This window comes from uncultured Tenacibaculum sp. (genome assembly GCF_947502995.1).
GTDB lineage: Bacteria > Bacteroidota > Bacteroidia > Flavobacteriales > Flavobacteriaceae > Polaribacter.
Map to the genome: position 1 here is coordinate 67,777 of NZ_CANNBW010000002.1, position 14,102 is coordinate 81,878.

Consider the following 14,102-nt stretch of genomic DNA (forward strand, 5'->3'; position numbering starts at 1 on the left):
CGCAATTGCGAATCCTTTTTTGTTTATCTAAAAGACCACTTTTTATAACTTGTATTACTTTCTAATTGGTTTTCTATTTGATTAGGTAATTCAGGAAAAAAATCAATTCCTGTTTTTTGTTCTAATTGATCAATAGAAATAACAAAATTATATAATGGGGCAGAAGTTTCTTTGTGTGGAATTAGAAAAGCTATAGCTTTAATTTCAGGCTCAGAATAATCTAATAGAACTTTATAAAAAGCATTAGGAACTGTTACTTTCTCTTTACCTATAGTTTTTGTTGAAGCATGATCAAGAATTCCTCCTGTTACTATGTATAAGTGTTTGTACTTTTTAGACCAGTAACGAACTTTTTGTTCTAATTTATTCCAAATACCAGCATTAAAGTTGTGTTTTTGAGGAGAAATATTAGATGTGTAAAAAGTTTCATTAAAAAGTTTTTTTGAAGATTTTCTATCCGCAGCTGGACATAAATGTCCTTTATCGTAACCAGATTTCTTATAATTTTTCCAATCTGCAGACTTCGTTTTTACTTTAGGATCTTGAATGAAAAAAGGTCTTTTGAAATCAGTATAAACAATATCATCTTTTTCTAAAGAATAAGCAACCCATTCAGCTTGTTCATGTTTTTCACTATAAGAGAATGAATATCCACTATGATGAATTATTTGCCCAGTTGTAGAGCTAGGCAAATAATTAAATTGTGTGTTTTTTTTACTGTTGTTTTTTTCAACGGAAACACTTTCTTCAGATTTATATTTTTCTTTTTTTTCAGTGTAATAATATGCTACAGCAACAATAACAACTAAAAGAATGCTGAAAATATCTTTTTTACGCCTCACTTTTTAACGGAATTTCTTTGAAATCTTCTGTCCTTTCTGCATCAGTGAAAATTTCTTGAAATTTCACAGGAGGAACTGTCAATTTTCTTTTTTCTAAATCTAACCAAGCTCCATAAACATTAATTACAGCAGAAAGTTTTCCTTTACTATTAAATACCTCATGCTGAATTTTCCAGCGTTCACCTTTACCAGAAAGTCCTGTAATTTTCAAGTTTACAGAAATATCTTCTCCTAAATGTATCTCTTTTAAAAATCGTGTATTTTCTTCAAATAAAATCGGGCCTACTTTTTCTTTTGTGAAATCATGAATTGTTATTCCATACTGATTAAAATAACGTAATCTAGATTCAGCTGCATAATCATTGTATGCTGTATGTCTCATGTGAATGTTGGCATCAAAATCTGCCCATCTCGTTGTAAAATTTACAATAAAGCTCATGTGTGTGTTTTAATTTGTATGAGCGAAATTACAAACTTAACTTTTTACATCCAATGCATCTCTTAAGGCATTTCCTAACAACATAAAAGCCATAACTAAACTCATAATTGCAATTCCTGGAATTAATGCTAAATAGGGCTTTCCTAATATAATATAGTTGTAGTGATTTTTAATTATTGCTCCCCAAGATGGTGTTGGTGGTTGTGCACCAATTCCTAAAAAGCTTAATCCGCTTTCTATTAAAATAGCAGCGGCAAAGTTAGCCGCAGAGATAACAATAATAGGCGCCATGATATTAGGAAGAATATGCTTGAAAATAATTCTAAAGTTAGAAAAGCCTAAAGCTTTAGCAGCTTCTACATATTGTTCTTGTTTTGCGCTAATTACTTTTCCACGAACTATTCTAGCAACTTCAACCCACATAGTTAAACCTACAGCAATAAAAACTTGCCAATAACCTTTTCCCATGACTAATATAAAGGCAACTACTAAAAGTAATGTTGGAATAGACCAAGTTACATTAATAAACCACATAATAAACGCATCTATTTTTTTGCCATAGTAACCCGCAATCGCACCAACTGGTATTCCTATGATTAAAGAGATAAAAACAGCGATAAAACCGATGAAAAATGATATTCTAGTACCTATAAGTAACCTACTTAACAAGTCTCTTCCGTACTTATCTGTTCCAAATACAAAAGTACTTTTACTAATAAACTTTTCAGGCTCGTTATTAAAGATGGACAAAGGATAAGATTTAGGAAGTTGATCAGCGTATTTTATTACTTCTAAAATATTATTTTGTACAGAATATGATAAAATAGGTAATTCTCTGAAATCATTTTTTTTTCCCTCTATTAATGTGGTAAATAAAGATGTTTCTTCTTGTTGTTGATTAGGAATTCTAAGCATTAATACATTAAAACCAGGAGGTTTTGAATGAATTTCTAAGTGCATTTGATTAGCTGAATTAGAATTGTCTGGAGCTAAAACATAGCAAAATATAGCTATAAATCCGCAGAAAATGATGTAGCTAAAACTAAAAACACCCAGTTTATTTTTTTTGAATTTTCTAAGGGCAAGCTGATGTAAAGAATTTGAATTACTTTTCATCAGGATTTGTTTTCAAATTAGTAATATCTAAGCTAGAAGGGTTTTCATAAACTTCTAAATCAAAGAAAGAAACACTAGCAAAAATATGGTCAAAAATATCGGCCATAATTCGTTCATAAATAATCCATTCTTTTTCACTACTAAAAGCATAAATCTCTAAAGGAACTCCGTTAGACGTAGGAGCTAATTGTCTACTCATAAACAGTAAGTCCTGATTTATTTTTGGATGATTTTTTAAGTACATATCGATATACTTTCTAAACATACCGAAGTTCGTTAAGTTTCTTCCGTTAATAAGTAACGACTTGTCTATATTGTTAGATGAATTGTAAAGGTTAACTTCATCTGATTTTTCAGTAACGTAATCTTTAATTAACTCAATTTTTTTGAAGTGTTCAATCTCACTTTCGGAAAGAAAATGAATACTATTAATTTTAATTTGAATAGCTCTTTTTATTCGTCTTCCACCAGAGTGATTCATTGCTCTCCAGTTTTTAAAAGAGTCAGAAATTAAAGAATAAGTAGGGATACTAGTAATGGTGTTATCAAAATTCTTTACAATTACTGAAGTTAAATTGATTTCAATAACATTTCCATCAGCGCCAAACTTTTCCATAGTAATCCAATCTTGCAAACGAACAGTATCGTAAACTGAAATTTGAATACTAGCCACAAAACCTAAAATAGTGTCTTTAAAAATTAAAAGTAATACTGCAGAAAAAGCACCCAGAGCAGTAAAGAAACGCAATAAAGGTTTCCCTGTGATTACTGAGAAAGAAACAATAAATGCTATGATCCATAAAAGAATCATGAAAATTTGCACATAACTTTCTAGCGGTTTGTCTTTAAATGCAGGAAGTGTTCTTAAAAAATCTTTTATACTTTGTAGTATACTCTTAACTAAAGAAACAAATGTTAATACAATTAAAAGATTAACAAATCGCTTAGCGTATTCTAAGAAATGAGAAAAATCTATAAGTATATATTGTAAACTTCCATAAGTAACAAGAAGTATTAATACACGAGCAAAGTTTAAAAAAAACGAATTTTTAATAAGAATATCATCAAATTCAGTTTTAGTTTTATTGGCAATTTTTTTTAAGAATTTACTTCCATAATAACGAAGTATTTTAAAAAGTACATAACCTAATATTGCAATGATTACTAAGTTGAAAAATACATTCAAATAAGTAGCTAAATTGTGATTAAGATCTAACTTGTCTTTTAAAAATTTGTAAAAAAAATGATTCACAGTTCCTTAAGAATTAAATATCTTGAATTTCTTCCCCAATGGCTAATTTAAATTTTCTTCTGAAAAAATATACCGCAATATAAAGCAAAGGAGTGTCTAAAGCAGCAATTACAATTTTAAAAATTACACCACTAATTAATAATCCTAAAAATTTATCCCAAGCAATAATTTCAAACGAACAAAGAAGTACTAATACTGTTATTGTATCTATAAATTGAGAAGTAAATGTTGAAAAATTGTTTCTTAACCATAAATACTTCCCTTTGGTTAAGTTTTTCCAAAAGTGGTATACTTTTATGTCTATAAATTGAGCGAACAAATATGCAAGCATAGATGCTACAACAGCTAAAGGAGCGGCTCCAAAAACAAGATTAAAAGTTTTATCATTAACAGGAGACCAAGCAGTAGCTGGGGCAATTTTACCTGCATAAATAATTAATAAAGAGAAAAGTGAAGCAAAAATACCTGCAATAACAACTTGATTGGCTTTCTTTTTTCCATATACTTCTGATAGAATATCTGTAATTAAAAAAGTAATAGGATAAGGTAATAAACCAACCGAAACTTCAAATAATTTTACACCAAATAGTTCTAACTCGAACGGATACCAATAAAAGAATTTTTGAAAAATTAAATTTGAAGCTACCAAAGAAGCAATAAACAAGGCTGCTAAAATTAGAAATATATTTTGAGCAAGTAGTTTGTTTTTCTCAGTCATATAGCGAAAATAACAAAATTAAAATTGATTATGTTTGCATTATAAAACAAATGACAAAAAGAAATTTATGAAGGCATATGTTTTTCCTGGACAAGGAGCACAATTTACAGGAATGGGGTTAGATTTATATGAAAAATCACCTATCGCTCAAGAGCTTTTCGAAAAAGCAAATTCTATTTTAGGTTTTAGTATTACCGACGTAATGTTTGAAGGTAGTGCGGATGAATTAAAACAAACGAAAGTAACTCAACCAGCTATATTTTTACATTCAGTTATTCTTGCTAAAGTATTAGGTGAAGAATTTAAACCAGATATGGTTGCAGGACATTCTTTAGGAGAATTATCTGCTTTAGTTGCAAATGGTGTTTTATCTTTTGAAGATGGTTTAACATTAGTTTCTAAAAGAGCTTTAGCTATGCAAAAAGCTTGTGAAGCTCAAGAATCTACTATGGCTGCTGTTTTAGGTTTAGAAGACGCAGTTGTAGAAGAAACTTGTAATACTATTGATGGAGTAGTAGTAGCTGCAAATTATAATTGCCCTGGACAATTAGTGATTTCAGGAGAAATTGAGGCTATTAATAAGGCTTGCGAGGTTTTAAAAGAAAAAGGCGCTAAAAGAGCTTTAGTATTACCAGTTGGTGGAGCTTTTCATTCGCCACTTATGGAGCCAGCAAGAGAAGAGTTAGCAAAGGCTATTGAAGAAACTACTTTTAATACGCCAAATTGCCCAGTGTATCAAAATGTAGCTGCAAGAGCAATTACAGATCCTAATGAGATTAAAGAAAATTTAATTGCGCAATTAACTGCGCCTGTAAAGTGGACACAATGTGTACAAGCAATGATTGCTGATGGAGCAACTGAAGTGATTGAAGTTGGTCCTGGAAAAGTTTTACAAGGTTTAATGCGTAAGATTGATAGAAGTGTAGCTGCTAGTGGAGCAAGCTTCGGAGAATAATAAAAGCAGTCATATTGACTGCTTTTATTATTTATATTTGATTAGTTTAAACTGTATTTCTGAGTTTTTTAATTCAATATATTCTTCAGAAAACTTTAAGATTTTGAATTTTTGTTTTTCGTCTTTAATAGTTTTAGGATGATAAAAACCAATAGATTGATTTTTATTCATATAGGCAGTTATTTCATAATTTCTATCAGGAGCCAATATAATTAGTTGTCGATCTAAAAACTCACCATCAATTAGAATTTCAATTCTATTACTGTAATCCCCTTTCTTAAATGTAAAAGCGCATTTATCATATAAACTAGTTTCACATGATTTATAAGGAGTATTACCTGTTGTATAAATCATTACATTGTTTAAGGGTTTGCTTTTGAAATTAAAAATAGAGAAATTTATAGATATAGAGTCTTTACTATTGTAGTAGCTCCTAGATTGATAATAACTATTTTTATTAGGATACGATAAGTCATAATTTAAAAACAAACTATCTTTTACAATTTTATAATGCCCTTTTCCTTTGGAATGAATACCTACATCAGTTTCTTTTTTAAATGAAAATAGACCATTTTTATTAAATTCAAAGCTTTCAAAAGTATCTATAATATTATTTTTTTTATATTTTCCTTGAATAATCTCTTGACTAAATGTTTTTGTAGCGTAAAAGAAAATAAAAAAAAGAATAAAATTAATTACAATTTGTACCTTTCGCATCACTATTATTTTTTAATTCATTAAATACTATTTTAGCTATTTTTTCTCTTTCGTTAGAATTAGGTACTAGAGTTTGAAATGAGTTTGTCATGCTTCTGATATTACCATTAGAATCCATTTCAAATAAACCTGCCCATGATAATGATTTATAATAATTCCATCCTAATAAATCGTCTGGTCCGTTAATATTGTTTCGATTTAAACCATTTCCATATTCTTTGTCCCATTCAAATAAAGAAAAGGCCATAGCATCTATAAACTGACTCATAAATTCGTGGTGAAGTTGATTTGGAGTAGTTATATTATTTTCAGATGCGTATCTTCTCATTTTATCTCTAAAAGTTAAATTTTCTAATCCAGGATAACTGAAAAATATTCCATTTAAGTAAGTATGTATTGATTCATGTATTATAGTTCGAACAATAGAAAGTTTTGTAGCAGTAGATAAATAAGAGTTATCAATTGTAATTGTAGATTTAATTGTCCTTCCATTAGCGCCTTCAAGGTTGCCATTCTGTATTATTAAGTTAGTCCTGTCACTATTTTTAAAAAGTTTTAATATATGTTGACTAAAATTTAAAGATAAATTATTAGAAGGAATAATAATTTCATTTTTTATTGGATGATTTTCAAAAAGCCCATTTTCTAGTTCTTCAAAAGTTTTTTTAGCACATTCATTAGTTAATTTATTGATAATTAGTGTTTCAAAATTGACCTCTCCATTACTCATAATAGTATTTATAGCTTCTATGATGAATTCTTCTGCTTCTTTTGAGAAGTTTTTCTTTTCATAAAATTCGGCTATTTCTTCTCTAATTGAAGCATTTTCTATTTTATAGATAAAACTATGCTGTTCTGGTGTTAACCGACTTACCATTTCAAAAAACTCAGTCTTTAAATGTGATGGTAAAGGAGATGTTATTATTGAATTTTCATTATTAGTATTATAACCTGATCCACCAGAACTTGGAGCTAAAATTAGCCCTCCTCCAGATTCATTTGTAAAGCTAGGAGGTCCAAATATTGTATTACATTCAGTATATATTTTTGTCTTAATGAATTCTTCTTTAACACACGCATCAGTTGGTTCATGATCGACCTTAAAGTCTCCTACATTATTTGTACAGACAACTAGTTCAATTCTATAACATTTAGTCGTGCTTTTTGAAAATACACCATCTAACTCTTCTTCATCTACTGGGATTACTTCTATGGTTCCTTGAAAAGGATAAGGCTTGCCATTTTCATCTAGTTGTACTTTTGTAGCCATAGTGTATTTTAAAAATACAGAAGTAATTTCTTTATTATTCAAATTTTTAGTAATTACTAGGTTTTCAAATTGATTCAGTTTTGAATTATTTTTTTCTACAACAAAAGTATAAGTTTCTTTTTCTGCAGTTTTAATATGTTTTATTAAATTAGTTTTTAAACCTATTATATTTTTTTTACTCCTTCTTAATATTTTTTTAGATACAATTAATTCATTGTAATATTTTTTGAAGTCTGAATTGTTAGCAAAATCACTGAAGTTGATGTTTTCAATTAGTACATTACTTTTTTGTTGTTGCTCCTGGATGGTATCATCATTACAATTATAAATAATTAAAGTTGAAAGAGTAAGACATACCAATACTAGTATCTTTTTTAAGCTTATTTTTTTCATTTTATTATTAATTTTATAACAAATTTACTTTTTTAACTTTTATTGTTTTACTTTTTCTTGAAGTTTATTTAAAAGTACAGGTTCTCCAAAACCTAATTCTTTCATTCTTTTTAATTGTGTTTCTGCATCTCCAACAACTAGCCAAATCATTTTATTAGGATCTACATATTGATTTGCTAATTCTTGAATTCTTGGAATAGTCATCTCAGAAACTATTTTTTCTCTATCCTTCATATAATTATTAGTTAAATTATATGTGCTAATATTTTCTAACATTCTAAGTTTAGCTCCCATAGTTTCAAAAGCTCTTGCATTACTTTTAATTAAGAAACCTTTGGTTGTTGCTAAATCTTTTTCAGAATAATTTTGAGCATAGTTTTCTAGAATTTGCTTTACCAATTGAGAAGCTTCTAAAGTAACATTACTACGAACTCCACTACCAATAGTAAATGCACCTTTATCTTTTCCTCCAGAAAAACCTGATCTTACTCCGTAAGTATATCCTTTTCCTTCTCGTAATTGTTGTGTTAATTGAGAAGCAAATCCACCACCGCCTAAAATATAATTCATAACAGTAGCAGGATAATAATCCGCATCATTGAAAGCTAATGCTGGTGCTCCAAAACGTAATTGAGATTGCTTAGCATTTGGAATATCATAAAAATATACTGTTGATTTTTCAGGAGCTTCAGGAGTTTTAAAACTAGGAATAGTTACTTCTTTAGCCATCCATTTTTTGTCAAGTTCTTGTAAAGAAATAATAATGTTTTCTTTATCAATATCACCAACTACATGCATTGTTGTTATTGAAGGAGAAAAGAAATTATTGTAATAGGCTTTTAAATCATCGATTGTAATAGACTCAACAGATTTTACATCTCCTAATACATTTTTAGATCGGATATTATCTTTTCCATAAATAAGTGCATTATATTGATTAGAAGCTATTGAAGTCGGACTAGCTTCCTGTGATCTTAAATTTGTAATTGCACCTTTTTTTAATAACTCGAATTCAGCTTCATCCCATCTAGGCTCTAAAAGCATTTCTTGAACTAAAGCTAATGTTTGCTTGTAATTACGTTTTAAGGTATTACCAAAAACACGAATATTATTTTTAGTAGAAAAAATACTTACTGATGCACCTAATTGAGCTAATTCATCTTCTAACTGACTTACATCTTTATTTTTAGTTCCTTTTTCTAATAAACTAGCTGTTAAATTTGCAACACCTAATTTATCCATGTTTTCAAGTAATTGTCCACCTTCGATAACAAAATTGAATTGTACTAATGGAACTTCATCACTTTGAATTCCAAATACTTTTAATCCGTTTTTTAATTCATCTTTCCAAACATTTGGAGTTTTAGATTCCGGAGCTTTTCCATATGGAGGCTCAACAGAACGATCAAAAGATGAAGGTGTTTTTTCATAAGTTGCTGCTATTGATGAATCGAATGATTCTTCTGCACCGGTAACTATTTTTTCTTCAATTACATTAGCTTCTACCGAGTTTGATAAAGCTAATTCTTGTTGAGTTTTTGGAACAAAACTAGTAGCGATATAGTTTTTGTCTTTTATGTATTTGTTAAAAACAGCCATTACATCAGCAGTAGTAACTGCTAATGTTTCATTCAATTCTTTCGTCACATATCCTGGATCTCCGGTATATGTATTGTAAGAAGCTAAACGAGAACCTTTACCAAGAACGCTAGATAAACTGTTATAAAAATCTGTTTCTAAACCAGCTTTAATACGATCTAAATCTTTTTGAGGAATTCCATTTTGTTCAAAGTCAGCGAATGCTGTTTGAATCCCTTTTTGAACTTCATCTAATTTTGTATTAGAGAAAGCTCTAACGATCAATTGAGTTTGGCCTGCAATTTCAGAATTGAAATTGAACATTGTTGTGCCTGATGTTAATTTTAAATCATCAACCAAAACTTTATTTAAAGGAGCTTTTTTTCCATTACTTAAATATTCTGCTAAAATATCTAAAGCATACGCATCTTCATGATATTGTTCTACAGTTGGCCATGTTAAGGTTAATTCTGGTAAACGAGCAAAGTTATCTTCATAAACTATGTGTTTAGTTTCTTTAACAATCCCAGGTCTTTTTTGAATCGGAGCAATTGTTTCACCTTTAGGAATTTCATCAAAATATTTATGAACCCATTCTTTAGCTTGAGTAACATTTAAATCACCAGATAAAACTAAGGTAGCATTATTAGGAACATACCATTTTTTAAAGAAGTTTTTTACATCTTGTAAAGTAGCATTTTGTAAATCTTCTAAAGAACCAATAACTTGCCAATTGTAAGGATGATCTTTCGGATACAAATTTTTTCCAATTACATACTGTCTATGTCCATAAGGTCTATTATCAACACTTTGTCTTTTTTCATTTTTTACAACTTGTTTTTCTTTCGCTAAAACAGGATCTGTAACTGTATTAATAAACCAACCTAATTTATCAGCTTCTGCCCAAATCATTTTTTCTAAAGCATCGCTAGGAACAGTTTGTAAATAATTAGTTCTATCTCTTGAAGTAGATCCATTAGCACCAGAACCACCAATTCGTGCACTCATTTTATCAAGTCCACCTTTACCTAAGTTTTCCGATTCTAAGAACAATAAGTGTTCAAAAAGGTGAGCAAAACCAGTTCTACCTTCTATTTCTCTTGCAGAACCAACATGAACCATAAGTTCTACAGCCACAACGGGGTCTGATTTATCAACATGAAAAATAACATCTAAACCATTGTCTAATGTGATTTTTTCATAATCTATTTTTAAGTCTACTTTTTTGGATTCTTGTTCAGAAGAAGTACATCCTATTAAAATACAAAATAGGAGTCCAAAAGTTAAGTTTTTTATCATGGTTATATCTCTAAATTAGGCTTTAAAGATACTAAATGAAGAAATAGTTAAATTCCCTAAAGTTTGTTAAAATAAAAAAGACGATTATAATAAATCGTCTTTTTACATTATAAAACTTTAATTAAATGAACTTTTTAAAAGGTTCATCTACTTCAGTATTTGCAATATGATTTACGTAATTACTTATTACTTTTTGAGAAAGTCCCAAGATAATTTCTAAAACGTGTCTTTCAGTATATCCAGCTTCATAAAATTTATCAAGCTCTGCTTGAGAGATATTACCTCTGTTTCTTAAGATAATAAGTGTTGTATCGTATAATGCTTGTAATTTAGCATTTGGCATCGCACTTTTATTCCTTAACGCATCAATTAGTTCAGGATTAACTTTCATCATATGCGCAATAGCAGTATGTGCCGGAACACAATAATGACATTCATGCTCTACATTTATAGTTTGCCAAACTACAGTTAATTCTTCAGCGTCAAAAGCTGTTTGTGTAGAGAATAAATGATGTAATGTTTTATATCCTTCTAAAATAGCTGGAGATTCTGCTAATACACCATGTAAGTTTGGTAACATACCAAATGCTTTTACAGATTCTTCTAATTGTCCTTTACTTTTTTCAGGAGCGGTTTCGATAGTGTGAACAGTTAATGTACTCATCTTAAAATTGATTTTAATAACTAAACAATCGGTTAGTTATTGGTTAAAAAAATTATGTATTACTAAATATGTTTTCTATAAAAATGTGTAATTGAGGCTTGTTAAATACTCTAGAAGCTGAAGATAAACCGAACATAGAAACAATAAAATAATCTGACTGTTCTTGAATTTGTACTTCGGTAAAACCAGTTTCTTGTCGAACATTATTTTCAAATAAACCTCTTATTTCTTTAGTGAAATTTGATAATTGATTTTTAATAACAGGATCAGAATCTTCGTTTAACTCATTAGCTGCATTGGTAACTAAACATCCTTTTATAAAATCATTATTATCTTTTGCGAATTCTAAAAAATCATAGAAATATTCTTTTATTCCTACGATACCATTATTTGAATCTTTTAATTTATCTGTAATAGCTAAAAGCTTTTTTCTATAAGATTTCACACACTCTAGAAAAACACCTTTCTTACTTCCGAAACTAGAATAAATAGAAAATTTATTAATGCCCATTTGTTTTTCAAGCATTTGCATAGAAGTAGTTTCGTAACCATTCTTCCAGAATAGTTCCATTGCTTTATCGATTACTTCAGATTCTATGTATTCTTTTTTTCGGGCCATTTACTTTACAAAACTAAACAATTGGTTAGAAATAAAAAACTAGTTAATAAAAGTTTAACAATATCTCCAAATTTTAAGTTTGAGTATTCTGCCATTTCCAAGCAGATAATAAAGCTTCTTCTAAACTTTTTTCTGTTTGCCAGTTTAATTTTTCGTTAGCAATATTTGTATCAGCGTATGCAGCAGTAATATCACCAGCTCTACGTTCAACTATTTTATAGTTTAAATTTTGATTGGTAGCTTTTTCGAAAGCTTTAACAATTTCTAAAACAGAACTACCTTTTCCTGTTCCTACATTAAATACTTCAAAAGCTGTTTCGTTTTTCTGATGTAGTAAACGATTTAAAGCAGCAATATGTGCTTTAGCTAAATCAACAACATGAATATAATCGCGGATGGCAGTTCCATCAGAAGTATCGTAATCATCACCAAAAATTGATAATTGTTCTCTAATTCCAGCAGCAGTTTGTGTTACGTATGGAATTAAATTTTGAGGAACACCTAAAGGAAGTTCTCCAATTTTAGCACTTTCATGAGCACCGATCGGATTGAAATATCGTAAAGCAATGGCATTTAAGCCATTTGCTTTACAACTATCTTGTATAATTTCTTCTCCAATTTGTTTAGTATTTCCGTAAGGAGATTCTGCTGGTTTAATTGGAGCATTTTCAGTTATTGGTAATTCATCTGCTTGTCCGTATACTGTACAAGAAGAACTAAAAATGAAATTATTTAAATTTCTATCTCTCATTTCCTGAAGAATGTATACCAAACTACCAATATTATTCTCGTAATAATCTAAAGGTTTTTGTACACTTTCTCCAACTGCTTTAAATGCAGCAAAATGGATAATACCATCAACATGGTTATTTTCAAAAAAAGAAGTTACTTGTGCTTTACTTTTTAGATCTAGTTGAAAAAACTCAGGAACTTTACCTGTGATTTTTCCAATATTTTCTAATACTTCTATTCTGGCATTTGATAAATCATCGATTATAATAACATCAAAGCCTGAATTTTGTAATTCAACAGCAGTATGGGAACCTATAAATCCTAAACCACCAGTAACAAGAATCTTTTTCATTTTATTTTAGAAAATCGTTTACAGTTTTTGTGATGAATGCTAGTTGTTCTTCATCTAATTCTGTATGCATAGGAAGCGAAATAACGGTGTCTATCAATTTATTTGTTACCGAGAAATCATCTTCATTATAACGTTCGTCTGCATAAGCTTTTTGCTTGTGTAATGGAACAGGATAGTAAATTGCATTTGGAATATTGTTATCTAACAAATGCTGATGTAATTCATTTCTTTTTCCATTTGTAATTTGTAAAGTATATTGATGAAAAACATGACAATCGCATGTATCACATATATTTCCACAAGATGAAGAAGTAGGAGTGATGATATTTTCATTACTAGCAAACGCATTGTTATAATATCTAGCAGCATCTCTCCTTGCGTTGCAATACGCATCTAAATTTGGAAGTTTAGCTTTTAAAACGGCTGCTTGAATACTATCTAAGCGAGAGTTTACTCCAACTACATCATGATAATAACGTTTGTACATTCCATGATTTACAATTCCTCTGATGATATGAGCTAAATCGTCATCATTTGTAAATATTGCACCTCCGTCACCATAACAACCCAAGTTTTTCGAAGGGAAGAAAGAAGTTGTACCAACATTTCCTATTGTACCTGCTTTTTGCTTAGTTCCATCTTTAAAAGTATAATTAGCTCCAATCGCTTGAGCGTTATCTTCAATAACAAATAAATTATGTTCTTTAGCAATTTCTAAAATAGCTTCCATATTTGCTACTTGCCCAAATAAATGTACAGGAACAATTGCTTTTGTTTTAGGAGTAATTGCTTTTTTAAGTGCTTCAATGTCTATGTTGAATGAGTCTGGTTCAACGTCAACTAAAACAGGAGTTAAGTTTAATAAACCAATAACTTCTACTGTTGCAGCAAAAGTAAAATCAACAGTAATTACTTCATCACCAGGTTGTAATCCAAGTCCCATCATTGCTATTTGCAGCGCATCAGTTCCGTTTGCACAAGGAATTACGTGTTTAACGTCAAGATATTTTTCTAAGTCAGCTTGAAATTCTTTTACATAAGGACCATTCACATAAGCTGAAGAATTTAATACCTCTTGAATTGAAGTATCTACAATATCTTTAATTTTTTGATACTGACTTTGTAAGTCAACCATTTGAATTTTTTTCATCTAGAC

The 14,102-nt window shown here is 29.5% G+C and carries 13 protein-coding genes; 1 reads left to right on the top strand and 12 read right to left on the bottom strand.

The window, feature by feature from the left end; all coding sequences use genetic code 11:
- Window positions 1–23: 23 nt before the first annotated feature.
- Genes Q1A46_RS01670 through Q1A46_RS01690 form a run of 5 tightly spaced genes read right to left on the bottom strand, consistent with a single transcriptional unit; the run spans window position 24 to window position 4,367 of the window.
- On the bottom strand, window positions 24–842 hold the full coding sequence (locus Q1A46_RS01670) for a DNA/RNA non-specific endonuclease (protein WP_299673332.1): 819 nt from the start codon (window positions 840–842) through the stop codon (window positions 24–26).
- A complete protein-coding gene (locus Q1A46_RS01675) occupies window positions 832–1,281 on the bottom strand; it encodes a thioesterase family protein (RefSeq protein ID WP_299673335.1) in 450 nt (149 codons plus the stop codon). Before Q1A46_RS01675 ends, Q1A46_RS01670 begins: the two co-directional genes overlap by 11 nt.
- 36 nt (window positions 1,282–1,317) lie before the next feature.
- Window positions 1,318–2,397, bottom strand: coding sequence for an ABC transporter permease (locus Q1A46_RS01680; RefSeq protein ID WP_299673337.1), 1,080 nt, complete (start codon window positions 2,395–2,397; stop codon window positions 1,318–1,320).
- Entirely contained in the window at window positions 2,387–3,649 is a 1,263-nt protein-coding gene (locus Q1A46_RS01685) for a mechanosensitive ion channel family protein (protein WP_299673339.1), read from the bottom strand. The genes Q1A46_RS01680 and Q1A46_RS01685 overlap by 11 nt, the downstream gene beginning before the upstream one ends.
- A gap of 13 nt (window positions 3,650–3,662) precedes the next feature.
- Window positions 3,663–4,367 (bottom strand): queuosine precursor transporter, encoded by a 705-nt coding sequence (locus tag Q1A46_RS01690; RefSeq protein ID WP_299673341.1) that lies wholly within the window; start codon window positions 4,365–4,367, stop codon window positions 3,663–3,665.
- Window positions 4,368–4,434: 67 nt separating this feature from the next.
- On the opposite strand from Q1A46_RS01690, the gene fabD reads away from it, so the two are divergent.
- The gene (gene fabD / locus Q1A46_RS01695) at window positions 4,435–5,322 is read left to right on the top strand and encodes an ACP S-malonyltransferase (RefSeq protein WP_299673343.1); all 888 of its coding nucleotides are present in this window, start codon (window positions 4,435–4,437) and stop codon (window positions 5,320–5,322) included.
- 27 nt (window positions 5,323–5,349) lie between these two features.
- Here the strand turns inward: fabD and Q1A46_RS01700 are convergent, their stop codons facing one another.
- The 7 genes from Q1A46_RS01700 to Q1A46_RS01730 all read right to left on the bottom strand — a co-directional run bounded on the left by Q1A46_RS01700 (window position 5,350) and on the right by Q1A46_RS01730 (window position 14,096).
- Window positions 5,350–6,039 (bottom strand): hypothetical protein, encoded by a 690-nt coding sequence (locus Q1A46_RS01700; RefSeq protein WP_299673345.1) that lies wholly within the window; start codon window positions 6,037–6,039, stop codon window positions 5,350–5,352.
- The gene (locus tag Q1A46_RS01705; protein ID WP_299673347.1) at window positions 6,014–7,702 is read right to left on the bottom strand and encodes a hypothetical protein; all 1,689 of its coding nucleotides are present in this window, start codon (window positions 7,700–7,702) and stop codon (window positions 6,014–6,016) included. The genes Q1A46_RS01700 and Q1A46_RS01705 overlap by 26 nt, the downstream gene beginning before the upstream one ends.
- A gap of 39 nt (window positions 7,703–7,741) precedes the next feature.
- The gene (locus Q1A46_RS01710; protein WP_299673349.1) at window positions 7,742–10,579 is read right to left on the bottom strand and encodes a pitrilysin family protein; all 2,838 of its coding nucleotides are present in this window, start codon (window positions 10,577–10,579) and stop codon (window positions 7,742–7,744) included.
- 121 nt (window positions 10,580–10,700) lie between these two features.
- Window positions 10,701–11,243, bottom strand: a complete 543-nt coding sequence (locus Q1A46_RS01715; RefSeq protein WP_299673351.1) for a carboxymuconolactone decarboxylase family protein — start codon at window positions 11,241–11,243, stop codon at window positions 10,701–10,703.
- Between the two features lie 52 nt (window positions 11,244–11,295).
- Window positions 11,296–11,862: a TetR/AcrR family transcriptional regulator gene (locus Q1A46_RS01720; RefSeq protein ID WP_299673353.1), complete on the bottom strand. Its 567-nt coding sequence runs from the start codon at window positions 11,860–11,862 to the stop codon at window positions 11,296–11,298.
- A 73-nt stretch (window positions 11,863–11,935) separates the two neighbouring features.
- Complete coding sequence (galE, locus tag Q1A46_RS01725) at window positions 11,936–12,946, bottom strand: UDP-glucose 4-epimerase GalE (RefSeq protein ID WP_299673355.1); 1,011 nt, start codon at window positions 12,944–12,946, stop codon at window positions 11,936–11,938.
- Window position 12,947: 1 nt separating this feature from the next.
- Window positions 12,948–14,096, bottom strand: a complete 1,149-nt coding sequence (locus Q1A46_RS01730; protein ID WP_299673357.1) for a DegT/DnrJ/EryC1/StrS aminotransferase family protein — start codon at window positions 14,094–14,096, stop codon at window positions 12,948–12,950.
- Between the last annotated feature and the right edge of the window lie 6 nt (window positions 14,097–14,102).

Coding starts and splice junctions, on each gene's coding strand:
- Q1A46_RS01720 (WP_299673353.1), bottom strand. CDS start 11,862: ATGGCCCGAAAAAAAGAATACATAGAATCTGAAGTAATCGATAAAGCA.
- galE (WP_299673355.1), bottom strand. CDS start 12,946: ATGAAAAAGATTCTTGTTACTGGTGGTTTAGGATTTATAGGTTCCCAT.
- Q1A46_RS01680 (WP_299673337.1), bottom strand. CDS start 2,397: ATGAAAAGTAATTCAAATTCTTTACATCAGCTTGCCCTTAGAAAATTC.
- fabD (WP_299673343.1), top strand. CDS start 4,435: ATGAAGGCATATGTTTTTCCTGGACAAGGAGCACAATTTACAGGAATG.
- Q1A46_RS01730 (WP_299673357.1), bottom strand. CDS start 14,096: ATGAAAAAAATTCAAATGGTTGACTTACAAAGTCAGTATCAAAAAATT.
- Q1A46_RS01705 (WP_299673347.1), bottom strand. CDS start 7,702: ATGAAAAAAATAAGCTTAAAAAAGATACTAGTATTGGTATGTCTTACT.
- Q1A46_RS01675 (WP_299673335.1), bottom strand. CDS start 1,281: ATGAGCTTTATTGTAAATTTTACAACGAGATGGGCAGATTTTGATGCC.
- Q1A46_RS01690 (WP_299673341.1), bottom strand. CDS start 4,367: ATGACTGAGAAAAACAAACTACTTGCTCAAAATATATTTCTAATTTTA.
- Q1A46_RS01715 (WP_299673351.1), bottom strand. CDS start 11,243: ATGAGTACATTAACTGTTCACACTATCGAAACCGCTCCTGAAAAAAGT.
- Q1A46_RS01710 (WP_299673349.1), bottom strand. CDS start 10,579: ATGATAAAAAACTTAACTTTTGGACTCCTATTTTGTATTTTAATAGGA.
- Q1A46_RS01700 (WP_299673345.1), bottom strand. CDS start 6,039: ATGCGAAAGGTACAAATTGTAATTAATTTTATTCTTTTTTTTATTTTC.